The sequence below is a fragment of the Pseudomonas sp. TMW22080 genome, assembly GCF_022496745.1.
GTDB lineage: Bacteria > Pseudomonadota > Gammaproteobacteria > Pseudomonadales > Pseudomonadaceae > Aquipseudomonas > Aquipseudomonas bubulae.
Genome location: NZ_SCFF01000009.1, coordinates 1 through 26010, shown reverse-complemented (window position 1 = coordinate 26010; position 26010 = coordinate 1). Strand labels below are relative to the sequence as shown.

The 26010-nt window shown below is 57.5% G+C and carries 21 protein-coding genes and 3 tRNA genes; 20 read left to right on the top strand and 4 right to left on the bottom strand.

What is annotated here, in order from left to right:
• Positions 1-227: 227 nt before the first annotated feature.
• The 6 genes from EQV96_RS23125 to prpD all read left to right on the top strand — a co-directional run bounded on the left by EQV96_RS23125 (position 228) and on the right by prpD (position 8677).
• The gene (locus tag EQV96_RS23125) at positions 228-950 is read left to right on the top strand and encodes a GntR family transcriptional regulator (protein ID WP_095003169.1); all 723 of its coding nucleotides are present in this window, start codon (positions 228-230) and stop codon (positions 948-950) included.
• The gene (gene prpB / locus EQV96_RS23120; protein ID WP_019827683.1) at positions 947-1834 is read left to right on the top strand and encodes a methylisocitrate lyase; all 888 of its coding nucleotides are present in this window, start codon (positions 947-949) and stop codon (positions 1832-1834) included. Before EQV96_RS23125 ends, prpB begins: the two co-directional genes overlap by 4 nt.
• 165 nt (positions 1835-1999) lie before the next feature.
• The gene (gene prpC, locus EQV96_RS23115) at positions 2000-3127 is read left to right on the top strand and encodes a 2-methylcitrate synthase (protein ID WP_095003113.1); all 1128 of its coding nucleotides are present in this window, start codon (positions 2000-2002) and stop codon (positions 3125-3127) included.
• Between the two features lie 75 nt (positions 3128-3202).
• On the top strand, positions 3203-5794 hold the full coding sequence (gene acnD, locus EQV96_RS23110) for a Fe/S-dependent 2-methylisocitrate dehydratase AcnD (RefSeq protein WP_095003114.1): 2592 nt from the start codon (positions 3203-3205) through the stop codon (positions 5792-5794).
• A gap of 47 nt (positions 5795-5841) precedes the next feature.
• Positions 5842-7032, top strand: a complete 1191-nt coding sequence (gene prpF / locus EQV96_RS23105) for a 2-methylaconitate cis-trans isomerase PrpF (RefSeq protein WP_095027251.1) — start codon at positions 5842-5844, stop codon at positions 7030-7032.
• Between the two features lie 160 nt (positions 7033-7192).
• A complete protein-coding gene (gene prpD / locus EQV96_RS23100) occupies positions 7193-8677 on the top strand; it encodes a 2-methylcitrate dehydratase (protein WP_138738956.1) in 1485 nt (494 codons plus the stop codon).
• 89 nt (positions 8678-8766) lie between these two features.
• On the opposite strand, the gene EQV96_RS23095 is transcribed toward prpD, so the two are convergent.
• Positions 8767-9585 carry a pyruvate, water dikinase regulatory protein gene (locus EQV96_RS23095; protein ID WP_016779906.1) on the bottom strand — a complete coding sequence of 273 codons (819 nt, stop codon included), beginning with the start codon at positions 9583-9585 and terminating at the stop codon, positions 8767-8769.
• Between the two features lie 177 nt (positions 9586-9762).
• Here EQV96_RS23095 and ppsA point away from each other — a divergent pair, with 177 nt between their 5' ends.
• The 9 genes from ppsA to EQV96_RS23050 all read left to right on the top strand — a co-directional run bounded on the left by ppsA (position 9763) and on the right by EQV96_RS23050 (position 19054).
• Positions 9763-12138: a phosphoenolpyruvate synthase gene (gene ppsA / locus EQV96_RS23090; protein WP_095003117.1), complete on the top strand. Its 2376-nt coding sequence runs from the start codon at positions 9763-9765 to the stop codon at positions 12136-12138.
• Positions 12139-12242: 104 nt separating this feature from the next.
• Complete coding sequence (locus EQV96_RS23085; RefSeq protein ID WP_095019624.1) at positions 12243-13202, top strand: alpha/beta fold hydrolase; 960 nt, start codon at positions 12243-12245, stop codon at positions 13200-13202.
• Positions 13203-13500: 298 nt separating this feature from the next.
• Positions 13501-13992 (top strand): ribonuclease E activity regulator RraA, encoded by a 492-nt coding sequence (gene rraA, locus EQV96_RS23080; protein ID WP_095019625.1) that lies wholly within the window; start codon positions 13501-13503, stop codon positions 13990-13992.
• Between the two features lie 24 nt (positions 13993-14016).
• Entirely contained in the window at positions 14017-15012 is a 996-nt protein-coding gene (locus EQV96_RS23075; RefSeq protein ID WP_095021009.1) for a CorA family divalent cation transporter, read from the top strand.
• 62 nt (positions 15013-15074) lie between these two features.
• The gene (locus EQV96_RS23070; protein ID WP_095003121.1) at positions 15075-15320 is read left to right on the top strand and encodes a CrfX protein; all 246 of its coding nucleotides are present in this window, start codon (positions 15075-15077) and stop codon (positions 15318-15320) included.
• Between the two features lie 2 nt (positions 15321-15322).
• The gene (locus tag EQV96_RS23065; protein WP_095003122.1) at positions 15323-16147 is read left to right on the top strand and encodes a mechanosensitive ion channel domain-containing protein; all 825 of its coding nucleotides are present in this window, start codon (positions 15323-15325) and stop codon (positions 16145-16147) included.
• 91 nt (positions 16148-16238) lie between these two features.
• Positions 16239-16829 (top strand): RNA polymerase sigma factor SigX, encoded by a 591-nt coding sequence (gene sigX / locus EQV96_RS23060; RefSeq protein WP_029611289.1) that lies wholly within the window; start codon positions 16239-16241, stop codon positions 16827-16829.
• A gap of 106 nt (positions 16830-16935) precedes the next feature.
• Positions 16936-17910: an OmpA family protein gene (locus EQV96_RS23055; RefSeq protein WP_095003123.1), complete on the top strand. Its 975-nt coding sequence runs from the start codon at positions 16936-16938 to the stop codon at positions 17908-17910.
• A 121-nt stretch (positions 17911-18031) separates the two neighbouring features.
• Positions 18032-19054 carry a quinone-dependent dihydroorotate dehydrogenase gene (locus EQV96_RS23050; protein WP_095003124.1) on the top strand — a complete coding sequence of 341 codons (1023 nt, stop codon included), beginning with the start codon at positions 18032-18034 and terminating at the stop codon, positions 19052-19054.
• A 117-nt stretch (positions 19055-19171) separates the two neighbouring features.
• Here the strand turns inward: EQV96_RS23050 and EQV96_RS23045 are convergent, their stop codons facing one another.
• Positions 19172-19387, bottom strand: a complete 216-nt coding sequence (locus EQV96_RS23045) for a ribosome modulation factor (RefSeq protein WP_095003125.1) — start codon at positions 19385-19387, stop codon at positions 19172-19174.
• Positions 19388-19927: 540 nt separating this feature from the next.
• Between EQV96_RS23045 and rlmKL the strand changes: the two genes are divergently transcribed.
• Positions 19928-22198: a bifunctional 23S rRNA (guanine(2069)-N(7))-methyltransferase RlmK/23S rRNA (guanine(2445)-N(2))-methyltransferase RlmL gene (gene rlmKL, locus EQV96_RS23040; protein ID WP_095025762.1), complete on the top strand. Its 2271-nt coding sequence runs from the start codon at positions 19928-19930 to the stop codon at positions 22196-22198.
• A gap of 190 nt (positions 22199-22388) precedes the next feature.
• Here rlmKL and dacB read toward each other — a convergent pair whose 3' ends face one another.
• Positions 22389-23855 (bottom strand): D-alanyl-D-alanine carboxypeptidase/D-alanyl-D-alanine-endopeptidase, encoded by a 1467-nt coding sequence (dacB, locus tag EQV96_RS23035; RefSeq protein WP_095003128.1) that lies wholly within the window; start codon positions 23853-23855, stop codon positions 22389-22391.
• A gap of 233 nt (positions 23856-24088) precedes the next feature.
• On the opposite strand from dacB, the gene EQV96_RS23030 reads away from it, so the two are divergent.
• Positions 24089-24433 carry a YggL family protein gene (locus tag EQV96_RS23030; protein ID WP_095003129.1) on the top strand — a complete coding sequence of 115 codons (345 nt, stop codon included), beginning with the start codon at positions 24089-24091 and terminating at the stop codon, positions 24431-24433.
• Between the two features lie 118 nt (positions 24434-24551).
• Here the strand turns inward: EQV96_RS23030 and EQV96_RS23025 are convergent, their stop codons facing one another.
• Positions 24552-25310 (bottom strand): hypothetical protein, encoded by a 759-nt coding sequence (locus tag EQV96_RS23025; protein WP_095003130.1) that lies wholly within the window; start codon positions 25308-25310, stop codon positions 24552-24554.
• Between the two features lie 331 nt (positions 25311-25641).
• Here EQV96_RS23025 and EQV96_RS23020 point away from each other — a divergent pair.
• The 3 genes from EQV96_RS23020 to EQV96_RS23010 all read left to right on the top strand — a co-directional run bounded on the left by EQV96_RS23020 (position 25642) and on the right by EQV96_RS23010 (position 25972).
• A tRNA-Glu gene (locus EQV96_RS23020) sits at positions 25642-25717 on the top strand.
• A gap of 2 nt (positions 25718-25719) precedes the next feature.
• A tRNA-Gly gene (locus tag EQV96_RS23015) sits at positions 25720-25795 on the top strand.
• 101 nt (positions 25796-25896) lie between these two features.
• Positions 25897-25972: transfer RNA gene (locus EQV96_RS23010), tRNA-Glu, on the top strand.
• Positions 25973-26010 lie beyond the last annotated feature (38 nt).

The following is a 26010-nucleotide window of genomic DNA, read 5'->3' as shown; positions in this document are numbered from 1 at the left end:
AAGTTTCCTCGTGCGGCTGCCCTATGGATGAGGGCAGGGCGGATGCGGTCGGCATTCTAACATGATGGTTTTATGGCGCCAGCGCCGAGGCGCTTGCAAGCGGCGATCAACCCTGTCGATACAACCAAGGTCGTATTCTTGGATTGTCGACAATGTCGATTTATTCTTTGACTATCAGGGCTGAAATGGCTAATTTCAGCACTAATGATTTTCAAGGTGTCGACAATATGCTGCAAGCACTGGAGCCTGCCACGATCGCCCAGGACGACTCGGAAACCCTTTCCGAGAACGTTTTTCGGCGCATTCAGGCGGCTATTGTCAAAGGCGAAATCGCCCCGGGAAGCAAGATCTCCGAGCCCGAACTGGCGCGCACCTACGGCATCAGCCGCGGGCCATTGCGCGAAGCCATCCATCGCCTTGAAGGCCAGCGTTTGTTGGTGCGCGTCCCCCATGTCGGGGCGCGGGTCGTGTCGCTGAGCCATGCCGAGCTGATCGAACTCTACGAAATTCGCGAGTCCCTTGAAGGCATGGCCTGCCGCCTGGCCGCCGAACGCATGAGTGACGAAGACATCGCCGAGCTACGCCAGGTGCTCGAAACCCATGAGCGCGATGAGGCGTTTCAGGCGGGCGTCGGTTACTACCAGCAAGAAGGCGACTTCGATTTTCATTACAAAATTATTCAGGGCAGTGGCAATCGCACCCTGACGCAAATGCTCTGTGGCGAGTTGTACCAGTTGGTGCGCATGTACCGCATCCAGTTTTCCGCCACGCCCAACCGCCCACATCAGGCGTTTGCCGAGCATCACCGGATTCTCGATGCCATTGCCGATCGCGACGGCGAACTGGCCGAATTGTTGATGCGCCGACATATCGGCGCATCGAAACGCAATATTGCCCGTCATTACCAAGACGGTGCCCAGCAGACAGCCACTCCACGAGGTGAGTCATGAGCAATAAGAACAGTCCAGGCCAGCGTTTCCGTGATGCAGTTGCAAGCGAACATCCTTTGCAAGTGGTGGGTGCGATCAACGCCAATCATGCGCTGCTGGCCAAGCGTGCGGGTTTCAAAGCCATCTATCTATCGGGTGGAGGCGTCGCAGCCGGGTCGCTGGGCGTACCTGATCTGGGTATTACGGGTCTGGACGATGTACTGACTGATGTACGACGCATTACCGATGTATGTGATCTGCCATTGCTGGTGGACGTGGATACCGGCTTCGGCTCTTCGTTTTTCAACGTGTCCCGCACGGTCAAGTCGATGATCAAGTTCGGCGCTGCGGCGATTCACATTGAAGACCAGGTAGGCGCCAAGCGTTGCGGTCATCGCCCGAACAAGGAAATCGTTTCGCTGCAGGAAATGGTCGACCGTATCAAGGCCGCCGTCGATGCGCGTACCGATGACAGCTTCGTGATCATGGCGCGAACCGATGCGCTGGCGGTGGAAGGGCTTGAGTCAGCCCTGGAACGTGCCGCGGCCTGTGTTGAAGCGGGTGCTGACATGGTGTTCCCGGAAGCCATTACCGAGCTTGAGATGTACAAACTGTTTGCCAACCGGGTCAAAGCCCCGATCCTGGCCAATATCACCGAATTCGGTGCCACGCCGCTGTACACCACCGAGCAACTGGCCGGTGCTGACGTATCGCTGGTGCTGTATCCGCTGTCGGCATTCCGGGCCATGAACAAGGCGGCCGAAAACGTCTACACCGCGATCCGCCGCGACGGCACCCAGCAAAACGTGATCGACACCATGCAAACCCGCATGGAACTTTACGATGCCATCAACTACCACGAGTTCGAGCAGAAACTCGATGCGTTGTTTGCCGCGAAGAAGTAACAGAACACTGTGACTCTGTGGGCGCGGGCTTGCTCGCGATAGGGTCACCGCAGTGATTCAGGCAAACCGTGTTGCCTGAATCGCGAGCAGGCTCGCTCCCACACAGGTATGTATTGAACCCAGTAGTTGCCGAATCCCTAACAAATTCAAGATTGGAGAAGCGCAATGGCCGAAGCAAAAGTATTGAGTGGTGCCGGACTACGCGGCCAGGTGGCCGGGCAAACGGCCCTGTCCACCGTAGGCCAGGAAGGCGCAGGCCTCACTTATCGTGGTTATGACGTACGTGAACTGGCGGCCGAAGCACGCTTTGAAGAAGTGGCTTACCTGCTGTTATATGGCGAACTGCCGACCAAGACCCAACTGGCTGCCTACACGGCCAAGCTGCAAAAGCTGCGCGATCTGCCCCAGGCATTGAAAGAAGTGCTGGAGCGCATTCCCGCCGACGCCCACCCGATGGACGTGATGCGCACCGGTTGCTCGTTCCTGGGCAATATCGAGCCGGAGAAAGACTTCGCCGAGCAACAAGACAAGACCGACCGCCTGCTGGCCGCCTTCCCGGCGATCATGTGCTACTGGTATCGCTTCAGCCATGACGGCAAGCGCATTCACTGCGTAACCGACGAAGAGTCGATCGGCGGCCACTTCCTGCACTTGCTGCACGACAAAAAACCGAGCGAGTTGCACGTCAAGGTGATGAACGTGTCACTGATCCTTTACGCCGAGCACGAGTTCAACGCTTCGACCTTTACTGCCCGTGTTTGTGCCTCGACCTTGTCCGACCTGTATTCATGCATCACTGCAGCGATCGGCTCGCTGCGCGGCCCGCTGCACGGCGGCGCCAACGAGGCGGCGATGGAAATGATCGAACGTTTCGGTTCAGCAGAAGAGGCGGTGCAGGGCACCCTCGGCATGCTGGCGCGCAAGGACAAGATCATGGGCTTCGGCCATGCGATCTATAAAGACAGCGACCCGCGTAACGAAGTGATCAAGGGCTGGTCGAAAAAACTTGCCGACGAAGTGGGCGACACCGTGTTGTTCCCGGTCTCCGAAGCGATCGACAAAACCATGTGGGAACAAAAGAAGCTGTTCCCCAACGCCGATTTCTACCATGCCTCGGCGTATCACTTCATGGGTATCCCGACCAAGCTGTTTACCCCGATCTTTGTCTGCTCACGCCTGACCGGCTGGGCGGCGCATGTGTTCGAGCAGCGTGCCAACAACCGCATCATCCGTCCGAGCGCCGAATACATCGGCGTAGAACAGCGCAAGTTCGTGCCAATCGAACGTCGCTGAGTGAGGCCACTGGCTCCCGCTGAAGGTGGGAGCCGGTTCCCTCTTTTGTAACTACCGTGATCGAGTCCTGCGCCAATGAATACTGAATTTCGCAAAACATTACCGGGCACCCGGCTGGATTATTTCGACACCCGTGCGGCCGTCGATGCGATCAAGCCCGGTGCGTACGACACATTGCCTTACACCTCCCGCGTACTGGCCGAAAACCTGGTACGCCGCTGTGATCCTGCCACCCTGAATGCATCGCTGAGCCAGTTGATCGATCGCAAGCGCGATCTCGACTTTCCGTGGTTCCCGGCGCGTGTGGTGTGCCACGACATTCTCGGCCAGACCGCGCTGGTCGACCTCGCCGGCCTGCGTGACGCCATCGCCCAGCAGGGTGGTGATCCGGCCCAGGTCAATCCGGTAGTGCCGACCCAACTGATCGTCGACCACTCGCTGGCGGTGGAATGCGGCGGCTACGACCCCGAGGCGTTCGAAAAGAACCGCGCCATCGAGGACCGTCGCAACGAAGACCGCTTCCACTTTATCGAGTGGACCAAAAAAGCCTTTAAAAACGTTGATGTGATCCCGCCGGGCAACGGCATCATGCACCAGATCAACCTGGAGAAAATGTCTCCGGTGATCCAGGTGCGCGACGGTGTGGCCTTCCCGGATACCTGCGTAGGCACTGACAGCCACACCCCTCACGTGGATTCGCTGGGCGTGATCGCCATTGGTGTCGGTGGTCTTGAGGCCGAAAGCGTGATGCTTGGCCGTGCCTCGTGGATGCGCCTGCCGGAAATCGTCGGCGTCGAACTGACCGGCAAGCTGCAACCGGGCATTACCGCCACCGATATGGTGCTGGCGCTCACCGAGTTCCTGCGCAAGCAGAAAGTGGTCGGTGCCTGGCTCGAGTTCTTCGGTGAAGGTGCCGCAGCGCTGACCCTGGGCGACCGTGCCACCATTTCCAACATGGCTCCTGAATACGGCGCCACGGCTGCGATGTTTTACATCGACCAGCAAACCATTGACTACCTCAAGCTGACTGGTCGTGAAGATCAGCAAGTGCAACTGGTGGAGAACTACGCCAGGGTCAGCGGCCTGTGGGCCGACAGCCTGAAGGGTGCGCAGTACGAGCGCAGCCTGAGCTTTGACCTGTCGTCGGTAGTGCGCAACATGGCCGGACCGAGCAACCCGCACGCCCGTGTGGCCACCACTGATCTGGCGGCCAAAGGCATCGCCGGTCAATGGGACGAAGTGCCGGGGCAAATGCCCGACGGCGCGGTCATCATCGCGGCGATCACCAGCTGCACGAATACCAGCAACCCGCGCAACGTGATCGCTGCGGGCTTGATGGCGCGCAATGCCAACCAGCTTGGCCTGAGCCGCAAACCGTGGGTCAAAACCTCGCTGGCGCCGGGCTCCAAAACCGTGGCCCTGTATCTGGACGAAGCCGGTTTGACCCATGAACTGGAAAAACTGGGGTTTGGCGTGGTGGCATTTGCCTGCACCACCTGCAACGGTATGTCCGGTGCCCTGGACCCGGCCATCCAGCAGGAAATCATCGACCGCGACCTGTACGCCACGGCTGTACTGTCGGGCAACCGCAACTTTGACGGGCGTATTCACCCTTACGCCAAACAGGCGTTTCTCGCCTCGCCGCCGCTGGTGGTGGCCTACGCGATTGCCGGCACTATCCGCTTCGATATCGAGAAAGATGTATTGGGCCTGGACGCCAATGGCAAGGAAATCCGCCTGAAAGACATCTGGCCGAGCGATGAAGAAATCGACGCTGTGGTCAAGGCCGCCGTGAAGCCGGAGCAGTTCCGCCAGGTGTATATCCCGATGTTCGCCATTCATGAAGACACCGGCCCGAAAGTCGAGCCGCTGTATGACTGGCGCCCGCAGAGCACGTACATCCGCCGTCCGCCGTACTGGGAAGGTGCGTTGGCCGGGGCTCGTCCGCTCAAGGGCATGCGCCCGCTGGCGGTACTGCCGGACAACATCACCACAGACCACTTGTCGCCGTCCAACGCCATCATGCTCGACAGCGCCGCAGGCGAATATCTGGCGAAAATGGGCTTGCCGGAAGTCGACTTCAACTCATACGCAACGCACCGCGGCGACCACCTGACGGCCCAGCGCGCGACCTTCGCCAACCCGAAACTGTTCAACGAAATGGTGATCGAGGACGGCAAGGTCAAACAGGGCTCCCTGACTCGCCTTGAGCCCGAAGGGCAGGTGATGCGCATGTGGGAAGCCATCGAAACCTACATGGAACGCAAGCAGCCGTTGATCATTATCGCGGGCGCCGATTACGGTCAGGGTTCGTCCCGTGACTGGGCGGCCAAAGGGGTGCGCCTGGCAGGTGTCGAGGCCATTGCGGCCGAGGGCTTTGAGCGTATTCACCGCACCAACCTGGTGGGCATGGGCGTGTTGCCACTGGAATTTTTGCCGGGCACCAACCGCAAAACCCTGCAAATCGACGGCAGTGAAACCTACGACGTGATCGGCGAACGCACCCCGCGTGCCACGCTGACCCTGGTGATCACCCGCAAAAATGGTGAGCGCCTGGAAGTGCCGGTGACCTGCCGCCTGGATACTGCGGAAGAAGTCTCGATCTACGAAGCAGGCGGCGTGTTGCAGCGTTTTGCCCAGGACTTCCTGGAATCGGCGACAGCCTAACCCCAGCGCCGGGGCCACGAGCCCCGGCAACTACAGGACTCAGTGATATGGCCTACGCAGCGCAAATCAGAATTCCCGCGACCTATATGCGTGGCGGCACCAGTAAAGGCGTGTTCTTCAGTCTGCTGGACCTTCCCGCCGTGGCTCAGGTACCGGGTGCCGCCCGTGATGCCTTGTTGTTGCGCGTGATCGGTAGCCCAGACCCTTACGAAAAACAGATCGACGGCATGGGCGCGGCCACTTCCAGCACCAGCAAAACCGTGATCGTCAGCAAAAGCCTGCGTGCGGATCATGATGTCGATTACCTGTTCGGTCAGGTCGCGATCGACAAGCCCTTTGTGGACTGGAGCGGCAACTGCGGCAACCTGTCTGCGGCGGTCGGGTCGTTCGCGGTCAGCAGCGGCCTGGTGGATCCCGCTCGTATCCCCCGCAATGGTACGGCGGTGGTACGTATCTGGCAGGCCAATATTGGCAAGACCATCATTGCCCATGTGCCGATCACCGACGGTGCGGTACAGGAAACCGGCGATTTTGAACTCGACGGCGTGACCTTCCCGGCCGCAGAGGTGCAGTTGGAATTTATCAGCCCGGCAGCGGATGAAGAGGGGGCAGGCGGTTCGATGTTTCCAACCGGTAACCTGGTGGACGACCTTGAAGTACCGGGTGTCGGCACCTTGAATGTGACCATGATCAATGCCGGGATTCCGACGATTTTCGTCAATGCGCGGGATATCGGTTACAGCGGTGCAGAGCTACAGAACGACATCAACAGCGACCCGAAAGCCCTGGCCATGTTCGAAACTATCCGTGCTCACGGTGCGTTGCGCATGGGCCTGATAGACAAGCTTGAAGACGCGGCCAAGCGTCAGCACACGCCCAAGGTCGCCTTTGTTGCCGGGCCTGCGGACTACGTGTCATCCAGCGGCAAGCCGGTCAGTGCCCAGAGTGTGGATTTGCTGGTGCGGGCCTTGTCGATGGGCAAGTTGCACCACGCCATGATGGGCACCGCTGCGGTGGCCATCGGTACGGCTGCGGCGATCCCGGGCACGCTGGTCAACCTGGCGGCCGGTGGTGAACAGCGCGATGCCGTGCGCTTTGGCCATCCCTCGGGCACCTTGCGCGTGGGTGCCGAAGCCCGGCAGGTTGACGGCGAATGGACCGTGACCAAAGCCATCATGAGCCGCAGTGCGCGGGTACTGATGGAAGGCTGGGTGCGGGTGCCGGGTGATTCTTTTTGATCGGGTGAACCCTTTGCCCTCACCCCAACCCTCTCCCTCCGGGAGAGGGCCAGGGTGAGGGGCTTTTGATTCTGATACATCAAACGGGCATTTAGACCCGCAAAATCACGATGAACCTGAGGATGGACACGACCCTTACCCACTCTTTGGAGACTGCCCCATGAGCGCCAACGTCGACCTCAACAACCGCCCCGATTACGACAAGGTTTTGCAGGACATTGCCGATTATGTCCTGTCCTACACCATCACCTCCCCCGAAGCCCTCGATACTGCCCGCAACTGCCTGATGGATACCTTGGGCTGCGGCCTGCTGGCGCTGCGTTTTCCGGAGTGCACCAAGCACCTGGGGCCTTTCGTCGAGGGCACGGTTGTACCTTTTGGCGCGAGGGTCCCAGGTACTTCGTTTCGCCTGGACCCGGTCAAGGCGGCATGGGACATCGGCTGTATCGTGCGCTGGCTGGACTACAACGACACCTGGCTGGCGGCGGAGTGGGGCCATCCTTCGGATAATCTGGGCGGTATTCTGGCGGTAGCCGATCATCTGTCGCAAAAACGTGTAGCCAATGGCGAAGCGCCGATGACGATGCGGGCGGTGCTCGAAGCAATGATCATGGCCCATGAGATTCAGGGCGTGATTGCCCTGGAAAACTCTTTTAATCGTGTTGGCCTGGACCATGTTCTGCTGGTCAAGGTCGCCTCGACGGCGGTGTGCGCCAAACTGATGGGCGCCACTCGCGAGCAGTTGCTGTCGGCGCTGTCCCATGCTTTTGTGGATGGGCAGGCGTTGCGCACCTATCGTCATGCGCCGAACGCCGGATCGCGTAAATCCTGGGCCGCCGGGGATGCGTCGAGTCGCGGGGTGCGTCTGGCTGACATTGCGTTACGCGGTGAAATGGGCATCCCCGGGGTGCTGACGGCGCCGCAATGGGGCTTCTACGATGTGCTGTTCAGCCATACCAACAAGGATCTGGCGCTCAAGCCCGAGGACCAGCGCCAGTTCAGCCTGAGCCAGCCCTATGGCACCTATGTAATGGAAAACGTGCTGTTCAAGATCAGCTTCCCGGCCGAATTCCATGCGCAGACTGCGTGCGAAGCAGCAGTGACCTTGCATCCCCAGGTCAAGGACCGCTTGCACGATATCGAGAAAATCGTGATTACAACCCACGAATCGGCGATTCGGATCATTTCCAAGCAAGGCAAATTGGCCAACGCGGCGGACCGTGATCACTGTATTCAATACATGACCGCGGTACCGCTGGCGTTTGGCAATCTGATAGCAGAACACTACGAAGATGATTTTCACGCGGCCCACCCGATCATCGACCAATTGCGGGAAAAAATGGTAGTGGTCGAAAATCCGCGCTACACACGCGAGTACCTGGAGGCAGACAAACGCTCAATTGCCAATGCCATCGAGGTTTTTTTCAGCGATGGCACCAGCACCGGGCAGGTGGAAGTGGAATACCCCATTGGCCATCGTCGGCGTCGTGATGCGGGGATTCCATTGCTGGAGGACAAGTTCAGGGCCAACCTGGCCACCCGTTTTGTGAGCCAGCGGTGTGCGCAGATTTTTACCCTGTGCAAGGATCAGCAGGCGCTGGAGGCCACGCCGGTTAACCGGTTTGTGGACCTGTTGGTGATTTGAGCCAGAAGTGGGAGCGAGCCTGCTCGCGAAAGGGCTTTACCGGCTTCGCGAGCAGGCTCGCTCCCACAGGTTTCATGTGTTCAGGGCTGTTATTTAAACCGCCGCTCCACGCCTTTTTCGACCAGGATCTTGGCCGATATTTCTTCCACCGAGAAATGCGTGGAGTTGATATGCGGAATGTTTTCGCGCTGAAACAGGCGTTCAACTTCGCGCACTTCAAATTCACACTGGGCAAAGCTGGAGTAGCGGCTGTTGGGCTTGCGTTCGTTGCGGATAGCCGTCAGGCGGTCCGGGTCGATGGTCAGGCCGAAGAGCTTGTGTTTGTGTTCACGCAGGGCAGCCGGCAGCTTGAGGCTTTCCATGTCGTCATCGGTCAGCGGGTAGTTGGCAGCGCGGATGCCGAATTGCATGGCCATATAAAGGCAGGTCGGGGTTTTGCCGCAACGGGACACGCCAACCAGGATCAGGTCGGCCTTGTCGTACTTGTGTGTGCGGGCGCCGTCATCATTGTCGAGGGCAAAGTTCACCGCCTCGATGCGCTCCATATAGTTGGAGTTGTGGCCAATGGAGTGGGACTTGCCCACCGAATACGAGGAATGTTCACCCAGCGCCTGCTCCAGTGGAGCAAGGAAACTGGAGAAGATGTCGATCATGAAACCATTGGACGTGGCGAGGATTTCGCGAATGTCCTGATTGACGATAGTGTCGAAAATTATCGGGCTGAATCCGTCTTTTTCGGCGGCGTTATCGATTTGTTGTACCATTGCCCGCGCTTTTTCCACGCTGTCTATGTAGGGGCGCGTGAACTTGCTGAAGGTCACATTTTCGAATTGTGCCAGCAAACTCTGGCCCAGGGTTTCGGCAGTAATACCGGTGCCATCGGATATAAAGAAAGCAGATCGTTTCATTTGCGCCTTGGGCCTTAAGCTGGTGACGATTCTTGGATATGATAGGCGCGCTTTTGTCGCGCTACATGACAGGCAGTGTCACTTATTTTCCAGGTCCAGGCCACAATCGCTGTGATGCCTCATGATGAGGGTCCAGCGCCCTGAGCTTTTCCCAACACCGTTAGTGGAGAGATCACCTTGGTAGAGTACGTAGTTTCCCTCGATAAGCTCGGCGCCCATGACGTGGAGCATGTGGGGGGCAAGAACGCATCCCTCGGCGAGATGATCAGTAATCTTGCAGGCGCTGGTGTTTCAGTTCCCGGTGGCTTCGCCACGACTTCTCAGGCATATCGTGATTTTCTCGAACTGAGTGGTTTGAACGACCAGATCCACGCTGCGCTGGATGCGCTCGATGTAGATGACGTCAATGCCCTGGCCAAAACCGGTGCCCAGATCCGTCAATGGATCATGGAAGCCGAGTTCCCGGAGAAGCTTAACGCCGAAATTCGTACCGCCTTTGCCGCTTTGTCCCAGGGCAACCCTGACATGGCCGTTGCCGTGCGCTCCTCGGCCACCGCCGAAGACTTGCCGGACGCGTCCTTTGCCGGTCAGCAAGAAACCTTCCTGAATATCCGTGGCGTTGAAAACGTCATTCGTGCGGCCAAGGAAGTATTTGCCTCCCTGTTCAACGACCGCGCTATTTCTTACCGCGTGCACCAGGGCTTTGACCACAAACTGGTCGCCCTGTCTGCAGGCGTACAGCGCATGGTGCGCTCCGAAACCGGCACCGCGGGCGTGATGTTTACCCTGGACACTGAATCAGGCTTCCGTGATGTAGTGTTTATCACCGGCGCCTACGGCCTGGGTGAGACCGTCGTGCAAGGTGCGGTAAACCCGGACGAATTCTACGTTCACAAACAAACCCTGGAAGCGGGTCGCCCGGCTATTTTGCGCCGCAACCTGGGCAGCAAAGCCATCAAGATGATCTACGGTGACGAAGCCAAGGCCGGCAAGTCGGTCAAGGTGATCGACGTTGAAAAAGCCGACCGTGCACGCTTCTGCCTGACCGATGCTGAAGTCAGCGAGCTGGCCAAGCAGGCGATGATCATCGAAAAGCACTACAAGTGCCCGATGGACATCGAGTGGGCCAAAGACGGTGATGACGGCAAGCTGTACATCGTTCAGGCGCGCCCGGAAACCGTGAAAAGCCGCAGCGCCGGCAATGTCATGGAGCGCTACCTGCTCAAGGAAACCGGTACGGTACTGGCTGAAGGCCGCGCCATTGGCCAGCGTATCGGTGCAGGCAAGGTCCGCATCATCAAGGACGTGTCGGAAATGGATAAAGTCCAGCCGGGCGACGTACTGGTCTCCGACATGACCGACCCGGACTGGGAACCCGTGATGAAGCGCGCCAGCGCCATCGTCACCAACCGCGGCGGTCGTACCTGTCATGCGGCGATCATCGCTCGCGAGCTGGGTATCCCGGCCGTGGTGGGTTGCGGCAACGCCACCCAGCTGTTGAAAGACGGCCAGGGCGTTACCGTTTCGTGCGCTGAAGGCGATACCGGGTTTATCTTTGAAGGCGAACTGGGCTTCGATATCAAGAAGAACTCCGTGGACGCCATGCCGGACCTGCCGTTCAAGATCATGATGAACGTCGGCAACCCGGACCGTGCCTTTGACTTCGCGCAATTGCCGAACGCCGGTGTGGGCCTGGCCCGTCTGGAGTTCATTATCAACCGCATGATCGGTGTACACCCCAAAGCCCTGCTGAACTACGATGGCCTGCCACAGGAAATCAAGGACAGCGTCGACAAGCGCATCGCCGGCTACAACGATCCGGTGGGCTTCTACGTCGAAAAACTGGTTGAAGGCATCAGCACCCTGGCCGCCGCTTTTGCACCGAAAAAAGTCATCGTGCGCCTGTCGGACTTCAAGTCCAACGAATACGCCAACCTGATCGGCGGCAAGCTGTACGAGCCTGAGGAAGAGAACCCGATGCTGGGCTTCCGCGGTGCTTCGCGTTACATCAGTGAAAACTTCCGCGACTGCTTCGAGCTTGAATGCCGTGCGCTCAAGCGTGTGCGTAACGAAATGGGCTTTACCAACGTTGAAATCATGGTGCCGTTCGTCCGTACCCTGGGTGAAGCGAGCCAGGTGATAGATCTGCTGGCGGAAAACGGCCTCAAGCGTGGTGAAAACGGTCTGCGCGTGATCATGATGTGCGAACTGCCTTCCAACGCGATCCTGGCTGAAGAGTTCCTGGAGTTCTTCGACGGGTTCTCCATCGGCTCCAACGACCTGACTCAGCTGACCCTGGGTCTGGACCGCGACTCCGGTGTCATTGCGCACCTGTTTGATGAGCGCAACCCGGCGGTTAAAAAGCTGCTGTCCAACGCCATTCAGGCGTGCAACAAGGCTGGCAAGTACATTGGTATTTGCGGCCAGGGCCCGTCCGATCACCCGGATCTGGCGCTATGGCTGATGGAGCAGGGTATCGAAAGTGTTTCCCTGAACCCGGACACCGTTCTGGAAACCTGGTTCTTCCTTGCAGAGGGTCAGGCGCAGGCTTGAGTCGTTGAGCGTGGAGCAGGGCAGCCAAAGGGCTGCCCTGCTCTTTATAGGCAATGGTAGGGCGAGTTCCTGTGTGAAATCGCCCTTTTTTGTGCAAGAGCATTATGCAAAGCAGCAGTCTCCTTTTTCCCGTTGCCCTGATCAGCGCTGAGCGTCGGGGCGATCTGAGCGAAGACGTTTATCGCTTGAAACCGGCCAACAGCCCGGATATTTCCGTTGAGCTGGTGGTGACCCGCCTGGGGATGGCCGACGACAGCCAGGTACGCGGCGTGCCGGTCATCCTGTTGCATGGCAGTTTTTCCAATCGGCGTTTTTGGTACTCGCCCAAGGGGGCAGGGCTAGGGGCGTTTTTGGCGCGTGCCGGGTTTGATGTGTGGCTGCCCGAAATGCGTGGCCATGGTCTTTCGTCACGAAATATTAGCTGGGCTAAAAATCGCGTGGCGGACTATGCCCGCTACGACTTGCCAGCCATAGCGGCATTTGTTCGCGAGCAAAGCGGGCAAGTTCCGCACTGGCTCGGCCATTCTCAGGGTGCCATCAGTTTGGCCGCGGCCTTGGGGGGCAAGTATCTGAGTGAGCCGGATGTGGCGTCGGCGGCGTTTTTTGGCTGTCAGATCAATCGCCGTTACTGGTCACTGAAAATTCCTCCGATTGAGTGGGGTGCCTATCTGTTGTTGAAGCGCTTCAAGCAACTGTCGGGGACGCGACTCAAGCGTGGCCCGGAAGACGAGCCGGTCAGCATCGCCCTGGAAACCCTGCGCTGGAATGGTTTTATGGGGCGTTTCAAGGACGCCGAGCGCGACTGGTGGGCCGGTTTGGCCGAGGTTCAGGTCCCGGCACTGGTGGTGGCAGCGGTGGGTGATCGGCAAACGCCGGAGTGGGCGTGTCGCAAGCTGTTCGACCAGTTGGGCTCAGAACAGCGCATGTTCGTGTCCCTTGGCCGTGAGCATGGCTTCAGCTCTGATTACAGTCACGTTGAAATGCTGGTCAGCCAGTCTGCGCAGCAGGAAGTGTGGCCATTGGTGCGTGATTGGCTACTAAAAGGCACGACGAAATCGTTGTAGATACTCTGTTGCAGGTCAAGCCCTCTATTGTGGGAGCGAGCCTGCTCGCGAACGATCTTCGCGAGCAGGCTCGCTCCCACAGTTGCAGTGTTTCTGCAGCTGCTTCGTTCATACGGCAGCTGGTGCGGATGGCGTGTGACCCGATATCGCAAGGTGGTCATAACGTGTTCTTTTATGTGATATTGGTTGCCGCTCGAGGCTTGGACGACTTTTAAAGCCGGGCTTGTCCAAAGCGTCTATAACCCATAGTGCTATCGTTGTTTTCACTGTTGTGCCCACCCTGAACAGGAGCTTTCCCGTGAATCACTACATCACCCCCGATCTGTGCGATGCCTACCCTGAGCTGGTGCAGGTACTTGAGCCCATGTTCAGCAATTTCGGCGGGCGCGACTCCTTTGGCGGCGAGATCGTGACCATCAAGTGCTTCGAGGACAACTCCCGGGTCAAGGAACAGGCTGAACTCAGCGGTGAAGGCAAAGTGCTGGTGGTCGATGGGGGCGGTTCCCTGCGTCATGCCTTGCTGGGCGACATGATTGCAGACAGGGCGGCAAAAAATGGCTGGGAAGGTATTGTTATTTACGGCTGCATTCGCGACGTCGATGTGCTCGCGCAAACCGATCTCGGCGTGCAGGCTTTGGCCAGTCATCCGCTCAAGAGCAACCGTCGCGGTGTGGGCGATGTCAACGTGCCCGTGACGTTTGCGGGTGTCACGTTCCGCCCCGGTGAATTCATTTATGCCGACAATAATGGCGTTATCATTTCGCCAACCGCTCTGAAAATGCCGGGCTAAACGCATTACCACTAAGGATCACGGATGTTCGAGGAAGAAAACGCTCAATGGGGGCTGGTGCATGCGCTGGTGCTGGATGGTGAAGGCGGCGCACGTTCGATTGCGCGCACCGAGCTGAACGACCTTCAGTTGCAGGCCCACGAAAGCCTCTGGCTGCATTGGGATCGGAGTCATCCGCAAACCCAGAGCTGGCTGCGTGATTCCAGTGGCTTGAGTGATTTCAACTGTGATCTGCTGCTTGAAGAAAATACCCGTCCGCGCCTGGTGCCTGCCCCCAACAATGAGCTGCTGCTGTTTATGCGCGGGGTCAACCTGAACCCCGGCGCAGAGCCTGAAGACATGGTTTCACTGCGTATTTTCGGCAGTGCGCAGCGCTTGATCTCATTGCGCATGCGACCATTGCGGGCCACCGATGAGTTGCTCAGTGAGTTTTCCCAGGGTGAAGGCCCGAAAAATCCCTCTGAATTGATCCTGTACCTGGCCCAGCACCTGACATTGAAGGTGCAGGACTTGATCGGCGAACTGTCAGAAATCGTCGATGACGAAGAAGATAAAATAGATGCCGACGAACGGTATACACCTGATCACAACAGCCTCTTGCAGGTTCGTCGAAGGGCAGCCGCCTTGCGTCGATTCCTGGCACCTCAGCGGGATATTTTCGGTCAGCTTACGCGTATCAAATTACCCTGGTTCAGTGCCGATGATGCCGACTACTGGAACGAACTGAACAACAGCCTGACCCGCTATCTGGAGGAGCTCGAACTGACCCGCGAGCGCGTGGGGCTGGTGCTCGAGTCTGAAGACCGGCGTTTGAACGTGCGTATGAGCCGCATCATGTATCGCTTTGGCGTGCTGACGGGGATCTTTCTGCCGATCACCTTTATTACCGGTTTGCTGGGTATCAATGTGGGGGGCGTACCGTTCTCCGATGACTCTTATGGCTTTGCCATAACCTGCGGCGTGATGCTGGTTATCGGGGCGGGGCAATGGTGGTTTTACCGTCGTTTGCAGTGGCTGTGACCGGGTGAATGTGACCCCGGCAAATGTCCCTTCGTCTTTTACTGACTTACCGAGAGGTGCTTATGCACGATCCGTTTGAACAGTCCTTACGTGAAATGCTCAAGGCCGAGCCGTCCAACCGGGATGACGATGCGTGCCTGGGTCGCGTGCTGAAAACCGCCAACCGACAGGTCGGTGCGGGAGACCTTTTCAGCCTGCTGGGCCGCTGGATGCAAGCACTGATGATTGCTTTGAATAGCGGTTCGGCTCATATTGCGCCCGTTTCGCGACGCAAATCTGCTGCTCGCCCTGTTGATAAGGCTGATTGAACATGGAATTGAATGTCTGGACCCAAAGCCTGGTCGCGGCAATGACTGCCTTGTGGACCAAGATTGCCAACTTTATTCCCAACCTCTTCGGCGCGTTGGTGGTAGTACTGCTGGGCTTCGTGGTTGCCAAACTGCTCGACGCCTTGCTGTCCAAACTGCTTGCCAAGTTGGGCCTTGACCGCCTGATGGGCGGTACGGGCTTGACCAAGATTCTGGCCCGGGTCGGAATTCAGGTGCCCATTTCGACGCTGATTGGCAAAATCGTCTACTGGTTTGTGCTGCTGGTATTCCTGGTTTCTGCAGCGCAGTCTCTGGGCCTGGATCGTGTGTCATCCGCGCTGGATCTGTTGACGGTGTATCTGCCCAAGGTCTTTGGTGCGCTGCTGGTTCTGCTGGCAGGCGTGTTGCTGGCCCAGGTGCTCAACGGCCTGGTGCGTGGCGCTGCCGAGAGCGTGGGCTTCGATTATGCCGGCGGGCTGGGCAGGGTGACCCAGGGGCTGGTCATCATCATCAGCATCTCCGTGGCTATCAGCCAGCTGGAGGTCAAGACCGACCTGCTAAACCATGTGATTGTTATTGTGTTGATTACCGTTGGTCTGGCTATTGCACTGGCAATGGGGCTGGGCAGCCGGGAAATCGCCGGGCAAATACTGGCCGGGATCTATGTGCGTGAGCTGTATCAGGTTGGTCAGGAAGTGCGGATTGGCGAGGTTGAAGGGCAGATCGAAGAAATTGGCACGGTTAAAACCACGTTGCTGACCGATGAGGGTGAGCTAGTCTCCATCTCGAACCGGATCTTGCTGGAGCAGCACGTAACCAGCCGCTAACACGGCAAACCCTGCTAATGTACGCCGCCGCAAAAAAGCCAAGATTGACTGGTTGCGGCGGACATTGACCTGACTGTTGGCACAACTCGTTTTGAATAAAGCACAATCGCTATCCATGCGCTATGACCCCCGCGAGCTCTCTGATGAGGAGCTGGTGGCGCGCTCGCATGATGAGTTGTTTCACGTGACACGTGCCTATGAAGAGCTGATGCGGCGCTATCAGCGTACTTTGTTCAACGTTTGTTCAAGGTATTTAGGGAACGATAGGGACGCTGATGATGTCTGTCAGGAAGTCATGCTGAAAGTGCTGTACGGTTTGAAAAATTTTGAAGGCAAGTCGAAATTCAAGACATGGCTGTATAGCATCACCTACAACGAGTGCATTACACAGTATCGAAAGGAACGGCGAAAGCGTCGCTTGATGGACGCATTAAGTATTGACCCCCTCGAGGAAGCGTCCGAAGAAAAGGCGCCGAAACCTGAGGAAAAGGGCGGACTTGATCGCTGGCTGGTGCATGTAAATCCGATTGATCGTGAGATTCTTGTGCTGCGTTTTGTCGCAGAACTGGAATTTCAGGAAATCGCGGACATAATGCATATGGGTTTGAGTGCGACAAAGATGCGTTACAAGCGTGCTCTAGATAAATTGCGTGAGAAATTTGCAGGCATTGCTGAAACTTAGTTCAGCGCAAATGGCTCTACGTGTAGGCAAGGTCTGATAGACTTGCTGCCGAGTTGTCCCCCGGTATGAGGGACTGCTTTACAATCACCAGATGGGGATTTAACGGATGAAACTGAAAAACACCTTGGGCATTGCCATTGGTTCCTTTGTAGCCGCAACTTCGTTCGGTGCCCTGGCACAAGGCCAAGGCGCGGTCGAGGGTGAACTGTTCTACAAAAAACAGTACAACGACAGCGTCAAGCACGTAGAAGACGGTTACAACCCAGGCGCATCGATCGGTTACTTCCTGACCGACGACGTTTCGTTGAACCTGACCTACGACAAAACCAACCACACCCGTTCGAATGACGGCACTGGCCACCAGAAAATCAAAGGCGACAACTTTGGTCTGAACGCTCAGTACCACTTCGGCACCGTAGGCGACGCTCTGCGTCCATACGTTTCCGGCGGTGTTGCTCACAAGAGCATGACCAACGTTGAGGCTGACGGCCACAGCGGTCGCGACAAGTCGACTTTCCTGACTGCAGGCGCTGGTGTTAAGTGGTACATCACTGACAACCTGTTCGCCCGTGCTGGCGTTGAAGCTGACTACAAACTGGACAACGGCAAGTGGGACTACGCTCCTACCGTTGGTCTGGGTGTGAACTTCGGCGGTAACGGCGGTAAAGTCGCTCCTGCTCCAGTTCCAGCTCCAGCACCAGTTGAGCCAGAACCAGAAGCTCCGATCGCTGAAGTTGTTCGCGTTGAACTTGACGTGAAATTCGACTTCGACAAGTCGGTTGTTAAATCGCAGTACATGCCTGACATCAACAACGTTGCTGATTTCATGAAGCAGTACCCTGCGACCACCACTACTGTTGCTGGTTACACTGACAGCATCGGTCCAGACGCCTACAACCAGAAACTGTCGCAGCGTCGTGCTGACGCTGTTCGTGCAGCCCTGGTTAACCAAGGTGTTGCAGCCAACCGCGTAGACGCAGTTGGCCACGGCGAAGCCAACCCAGTTGCAAGCAACGCAACTGAAGAAGGCCGTGCCCTGAACCGTCGCGTAGAAGCTACCGTTCAAGCAGAAGCTAAGTAATTTTTAGCTAGGCTGTTCAGAAAAACCCGGCTCAGGCCGGGTTTTTCTTTGCCTGTGATTTAGTGAAGCGCGCAGCTATAATCGCGCTCTCTTCAAGCAACCCTTTGAGTCCTATCAGCCCATGTATAACCTGGCCCGCCAGTTGCTCTTCAAACTCTCCCCTGAAACCTCCCACGACCTGTCCCTGGACTTGATCGGCGCAGGTGGCCGTCTCGGGCTTAACGGTTTGTTGTGCAAGGCGCCGGCAAGGCTGCCAGTGACGGTGATGGGGCTGGACTTCCCCAACCCGGTCGGCCTGGCCGCAGGTCTGGACAAAAATGGTGCGGCCATTGATGGCTTTGCACAACTGGGTTTTGGCTTCGTTGAGATCGGCACCGTGACGCCGCGACCTCAGCCGGGCAATCCCAAACCCCGTATTTTCCGACTGCCTGAAGCGCAAGCGATCATCAACCGCATGGGGTTCAATAACCTTGGCGTCGATCACCTGCTTGCACGGGTTCAGGCAGCCAGGTACAGCGGTATCCTGGGTATCAACATTGGCAAGAACTTCGACACGCCGGTTGAGCGAGCGGTCGATGATTACCTGATTTGCCTGGACAAGGTGTATGAGCACGCCAGCTACGTGACTGTAAACGTCAGCTCGCCTAACACGCCGGGTTTGCGCAGCCTGCAATTCGGTGATTCGCTCAAGCAATTGCTCGAGGCCCTGCAGCTGCGTCAGAACGAGCTGACTCAGCGCCACGGCAAGCGCGTACCGCTGGCGATCAAGATCGCCCCTGACATGACAGACGAAGAAACCGTGCTTGTGGCTCAGGCGCTGCTTGAGACGGGTATGGACGCAGTGATTGCCACCAACACCACGCTGAGTCGTACAGGTGTTGAAGGTATGGAGCATGGCGACGAGGCGGGTGGTCTGTCTGGAGCACCGGTTCGTGAGAAAAGCACTCACACGGTGTCAGTACTGGCCGGTGAGCTGGCAGGTCGTATGCCGATCATTGCTGCGGGCGGGATTACCGAGGGCAAACACGCAGCTGAAAAAATCACTGCGGGTGCGAGCCTGGTGCAGATTTATTCGGGCTTTATCTACAAGGGTCCGGCCTTGATTCGCGAGTCGGTTGACGCCATATCGGCCTTGGCGCGCTGATTGGCAGGCAATAAAAAGGGCTCCCCTAAGGAGCCCTTGGGCCGTAGCCCGCCGCCTGGAAAGGGCGGCAAGGTTGAGTCAGTACAGCTTCGAGGTGATGTCGGATTTTGCCCGGAGTTAGCCGACGGCGTGAAGTTCGTTGAGTCTGTGGATGCCCGCAGTGCCTGTCATACCGTCCCAGTTGTCGCCGCGTCCTTCACGCCAGCCGTTAATCCAGGCTTGGCGTACCGACGGTAGAGTAAAAGGGCAAAGCTCGCGGGATTTTCCGTTAACACCGTATTGATATCCGCGAAGGAACGCTTTTTCCAACGGATCACGCTTAAGTCTTCTCATAGGGTATTGCCCTCACTTGTTGACTGTTTATTTAGCGTCGGCCTTCCAGAGGCCGGGGCAGAGTGTTCTGCCGTTGGTGTGCTCGCTGCCGACGTGGCGAGCATTTTGTCAGGGCCTGTGCGGCCGTAACCTGAGTTGAGTTCTAACCAATGCGCCAAGGCGTGTGAATGATCGTTTTGTCATAAGGACGTAACGATAATGGTGTTAAGGCCATAAGTAAGGTCGCTTTTTGACCACTGAATACGACCAAAGCCTGATAGGCCGAGTGTTTGCAAAGAGGATGCGTTTCATTCCCCGTCGCGAATACCCGCCTCTTTTGCTGGGGGACTATTCGACGAAGGGTCTGTATATGACCTGTTGTTTCCAGATGAATGACCTGCCTCGGCGTCTAAACTGTTCATGCCTGCGGGCATGAGTGATCGCCTCGGTGGAACGGCACAGTTTCGTGCCACGCGAGCGCTCTTCAAGAAAAGCGCTTGATTGAAAACGGAGCGGGCGATGCGTCGCCTTCTCGCTGATAGCTAATAGCCCAGGAATCCCATGTCGGATCGTTACGAACTCTTCCTTACCTGTCCCAAAGGCCTTGAAGGCCTGCTTCTCGAAGAGGCCACCGGCCTTGGTCTTGAAGAAGCCCGCGAGCACACCTCGGCCATTCGAGGCATGGCTACCATGGAGACGGCCTACCGCCTGTGCCTGTGGTCGCGCCTTGCCAACCGTGTGTTGCTGGTACTCAAGCGCTTCCCGATGAAGGACGCCGAAGACCTGTACCACGGTGTGCTGGACGTTGACTGGCAAGACCATATGGTGCCGGATGGCACCCTGGCCGTTGAGTTCAGCGGTCACGGCTCGGGTATCGACAACACCCACTTTGGTGCGTTGAAGGTAAAAGACGCCATCGTCGACAAGCTGCGCACGCCAAGCGGTGAGCGTCCTTCCATCGACAAGATCAGCCCCGACATGCGCATTCACCTGCGCCTGGACCGTGGCGAAGCCATTCTGTCGCTGGATCTGTCAGGCAGCAGCCTGCACCAGCGCGGCTACCGCCTGCAGCAGGGTGCTGCTCCGCTGAAGGAAAACCTCGCGGCGGCCATCCTGATCCGTGCGGGCTGGCCACGTATGGCCGCCGAAGGTGCTGCTCTGGCTGACCCGATGTGTGGTGTAGGTACGTTCCTTGTCGAAGGCGCGATGATCGCCGCCGATATGGCGCCAAACCTCAATCGTATTCACTGGGGTTTCGATGCCTGGCTGGGTCATATACCGGCCATCTGGAAAAAACTTCACGACGAAGCCACCGAGCGTGCCGAAATCGGCATGGCCAAGCCACCGCTGTGGATTCGTGGCTATGAAGCCGATCCGCGCCTGATCCAGCCAGCGCGCAATAACATCGAGCGCGCGGGCCTGAGCCACTGGATCAAGATTTATCAGGGCGAAGTGGCGACCTTCGAGCCGCGCCCGGACCAGAACCAGAAAGGCCTGGTAATCTGCAACCCGCCGTACGGCGAGCGTCTGGGTGATGAGGCGAGCTTGCTTTATCTCTACCAGAACCTCGGCGAGCGTCTGCGCCAGGCCTGCTTGAACTGGGAGGCCGCGGTGTTTACCGGTGCTCCGGATCTGGGCAAGCGTATGGGCATCCGTAGCCACAAGCAGTATTCGTTCTGGAACGGCGCCTTGCCGTGCAAGCTGTTGTTGATCAAGGTGGTGCCGGATCAGTTCGTTACCGGCGAGCGCCGTACCCCCGAGCAGCGTCAGGCTGAGCGCGAACAGGCTGAGTCCGATCTGCCTTCCAACATCGAAGCGCCAACCAAGTACGAGAAGTTCAACAAGAACGGTAACCCGATCAAACCGGCTCCGGTGGTGATCGAGCAGCCGCGCTTGAGCGAAGGCGGGCAGATGTTTGCCAACCGACTGCAAAAGAACCTCAAGGCGCTGGGCAAGTGGGTCAAGCGCGAAGGTATCGACTGCTACCGTGTCTACGATGCCGACATGCCTGAATATGCGATGGCGATCGATCTGTACCACGACTGGGTTCACGTCCAGGAATACGTGGCGCCGAAATCCATTGATCCGGTAAAAGCTTCGGAACGCATGTTCGATGCATTGGCGGCCATCCCGCAGGCGTTGAACATCGACAAGAGTCGGGTAATCGTCAAGCGTCGCGAGCGTCAGAGCGGTACCAAGCAGTACGAGCGTCAAAGTGCCCAGGGCAAGTTCACCGAGGTCAATGAAGGCGGCGTGAAGCTGCTGGTCAACCTTACGGACTATCTGGACACGGGTCTGTTCCTGGACCATCGCCCGATGCGCATGCGTATCCAGAAAGAGGCTGCCGGCAAACGCTTCCTCAACCTGTATTGCTACACCGCAACTGCCAGCGTACACGCAGCCAAGGGCGGCGCGCGCAGCACCACCAGCGTTGACCTGTCGAAAACCTATCTGGACTGGGCGCGTCGCAACCTGTCCCTGAACGGTTTTTCGGACAAGAACCGTCTGGAGCAGAGCGATGTGATGGTGTGGCTGGATGCCTGTCGTGAAGAGTACGACCTGATCTTTATCGATCCGCCGACCTTCTCCAACTCCAAGCGCATGGAAGGCATCTTCGATGTGCAGCGCGACCACGTGCAATTGCTGGATCTGGCCATGGCCCGTCTGGCGCCGGGTGGCGTGCTGTATTTCTCCAACAACTTCCGCAAATTCATCCTCGATGAAAATCTGGAAGCGCGTTACGCGGTCGAAGAAATCACTGCCAGCACCATCGATCCGGACTTTGCCCGCAACAGCAAAATCCACCGTGCCTGGAAAATCATGGCCCGGTAATAGCGGCTGAGTACTGGCCTGCCTGCTTCTTGCAGGGGTGGGCCTGTAGTGGGAGCGAGCCTGCTCGCGATGGCATCACCGCAGTTTTGCGCCTGAGCGGGTCGCCTGCTTCGCGAGCAGGCTCGCTCCCACAATGAAAAACGCCCCTGATCGCACGATCAGGGGCGTTTTTTATTGCCCGGGCAACGCCTTACTGCGCGATGGATACCGCGCTATTCGGGATTTGCGGCTGACGATACAGGTCGAGCAGAACCTGATCCAGAATCGCCGAAGCGCCCCACGGACGAGGGTCGTTAAGGATGGCCACCACTGCCCAGGTATTGCCGTTGCTGTCGCGACTAAAGCCGGAAATGGCCCGCACGGTGTTCAGGGTGCCGGTCTTGATATGGGCCTGGCCGTTCATGGCCGTGGTTTTCAGGCGCTTGCGCATGGTGCCGTCTTTGCCGGCAATGGGCATGGAACTGATGAACTCGGCAGCGTAGGGGCTTTTCCAGGCAGCCTGTAGCATTTGCGCCATTTCCCGCGCGCTGACGCGCTCTGCACGGGACAGGCCGGAACCGTTCTCCATGATCAAATGGGGTGCGGTAATGCCTTTTTTCGCCAGCCATTGGCGTACTACGCGCTGTGCAGCTTTGGCGTCGTCACCGTCAGCATCGTTGCGGAACTGCGCGCCCAGGCTCAGGAACAGTTGCTGGGCCATGGTGTTGTTGCTGTATTTGTTGATGTCACGAATGATTTCGGCCAGGTCTGGCGAGAACGCGCGTGCCAGCAGCTTGGCATTTTTGGGTACGCTGGCCTGGCGGTCCTGGCCTTGAATGCTGCCACCCAGCTCTTTCCAGATAGCGCGTACGGCGCCAGCAGTGTAGGTCGCGTGGTCCAGCAGGGACAGATAGGTCTGCGAGTTGCAGCCATCGGCCAGTTGCCCGCTGACGGTTACCAGTACCGAGCCGTCGGCTTGCGGTACCGGGTTGTAGCGCACGTCGCCGGTGCATTGTTTGGTGTTGACGGCCTTGACCTGGTTGTCGATCTTGATGCTGGCAATTGGTGGTTCGACCGAAATCAGAACCTTGCCCCCATCGTTGCGCGCCACGAAACGCAGGGCCTTGAGGTTGACCATCAGCGAGTCGGGCTTGACCAGGAACGGTTTGTTCTTGTCATTGCCGTCGTCGTTGAATACCGGCAGTTGCGGCTGATTGAAGAAGTTGCGATCGAGTACCAGGTCGCCGGTGATCTGTTGCACACCATTGGCGCGCAGATCGCGCATCAACAGCCAGAGTTTTTCCATGTTGAGCTTGGGGTCGCCGCCGCCCTTGAGGTACAGGTTGCCTTGCAAAATGCCATTGTTCAGCGTGCCATCAGTGTAGAACTCGGTTTTCCATTGATGGGTCGGGCCAAGCATTTCCAGGGCGGCGTAGGTGGTCACCAGTTTCATGGTGGAGGCCGGGTTCATGGATACATCGGCGTTGTAGACAGTGGGGATGCCAGGGCCGCTTAGCGGCAGCAGAACCAGGGACAGGGCGTCGTCGCCCAGTTTGTTGGTCTTGAGCGCTTGCTGAACTTTTGGTGTGAGGGTGGTATTGACAGGGGCGGCGTTGGCGCCGAAGGCCAGTGGCAGAAAAAAGCTGGCGAGAAACAGTGGCCGTAAAGATTTGATCATATTAAGTAAAACCCTGCAGGCGAGGGGGGGAAATACGAGGGCATGATGAAAAGTTCCCTCAATGGTCATAAAAGTATTGGCATTATGCCCCAAGGTTGTCGGGGTTGTGCATCCACCTGTTACAGGGTTTCGCGGATAAAGTATAGAAAACGATGAACCGTTCACACGGAACCGGGCGCCGGGCGGCCGAAGCTGCTAAAGTGCCGCCCGTTATTACTTAAGAGGATTGTTCAATGGCTACTAATCGTTCCCAGCGTCTGCGCAAAAAACTGTGCGTTGATGAATTTCAGGAGTTGGGTTTTGAGCTGAACCTGGATTTCAAAGAAGACCTGTCGGAAGAGGCTATCGATGCATTCCTGGCAGCTTTCCTGGCAGAAGCCATGGAAGCTAACGGCTTGGGTTATGTTGGCGGCGACGACTACGGTCTGGTTTGCCTGCAGAAGCGCGGTTCGGTCAGCGAAGAGCAGCGTGCTGCTGTTGAAGCCTGGCTCAAAGCGCGTCCAGAGCTGACCACCGTTGAAGTTAGCCCGCTGTTGGACGTGTGGTACCCGGAAAAGCCAATCAATCCGGTAGCCTGACGTCAAATATAAAGGCAGCCCAAGGGCTGCCTTTATATGTTTTACCCCTCTGGCCCGTCCTGGGCTTTACATCGCATTCCCTGGTTTCTCCGACAGCTGCACAGATGGCATGTGTCTGTCAGTCGTAAATCGACTTCTTCTTCCAGTCGGCATCGGCCTCGTCTGTCTTCAAACCTTCAGTCAGCTCGTTGACTTCACCCGTGGTCGGCTCAAGTGCGCTCTGCACTTGTGCGTTGGCGCGTGCCAGTTGTGCTTCGAAATCCTTGATCTGGGCGTTGTACATGGCGGGTACCGGCTGTTTGCGCAAGTACTGTACGGCACGTTCGAAAGCCAGGCGCGCCTGTGCGGGCTGATTTTTCTGCAGGGCCAGCTTGCCCAGATTGTTGAAGAACTCGATATGCAACACCACCAGCAAGTGGCGAATTTCCGTGAGCCACTGCTTGGCTTCGTTGGTCGGCAAAAAACCGTCCTTGGCCGCACGGGTGATTTGCCCGTGGAGTGTTTCAAGCAAAAAACGTACGTCCTTGGCTTTGGCTTCGGTCAGCACCGGGTTGGGCGGGTTGTTGACAGGAATTGACTCGCCCTTGGCAATCAGGCCGCCGAGCTCGGTCACTTGTGCCTTTAATGCCGCGCTGGATTTATCCAGGAGCAACAGGCGCTGTGTCGCATTGAGCTCAAGGCGGGTAAGCAGCAGTTTGAGGGCGGGAGACATCAACTGGCCGGGGAAGGTCTCGTTGACCTCGCTGCAACGACGGATGCGGTCGTTAAGCTCGACCTTGAGGCGGGCTTTCTCCAGTTTGTTGTTTTCCACTATATGGTTGATGTAGACGATGGCAATCAACAGTGCGATCCCGACGACGACAAGCAGGGCGATCATGGTGGGCGTCAACGTTAAAACCTCTTGTGGGTGTAGATGCGCTGTCTCGGTGAAGTCGCAGTGCCTGGCTAGGACGGGGGTGAGGATCGACTGGGCAGCAAACTGCCATCACTGAGGTCCGGCAATCATAACTCCTTGTAGGGTGCCGGAATATAGGCGCCAAGAGCTTGCCTCGAGACTCTGTAGGAAAACGCCTTAATAGGGGGGAAGTCATTGATTTCAATATATTTTCATATTGGGGTTGACGACCTTCCAATCCATCCCTAGAATGCGCGCCAATTGCAGCGTAAAGCGAACAGCCAAACGCATGTAACCAGTGAAGTTGTAGTGTGTCCCCTTCGTCTAGTGGCCTAGGACACCGCCCTTTCACGGCGGTAACAGGGGTTCGAGTCCCCTAGGGGACGCCATTGCGGGAATAGCTCAGTTGGTAGAGCACGACCTTGCCAAGGTCGGGGTCGCGAGTTCGAGTCTCGTTTCCCGCTCCATTTTTAAGCAGCTTTGCTTTCGGGCGAAGTTGAGTGAAAGCCAAGAGACTAACGTTTGTTAGTGATCTGGCACTGAAATGTACGTGTGCATTTCGGGCAACGTCCCCTTCGTCTAGTGGCCTAGGACACCGCCCTTTCACGGCGGTAACAGGGGTTCGAGTCCCCTAGGGGACGCCATTATTGCGGGAATAGCTCAGTTGGTAGAGCACGACCTT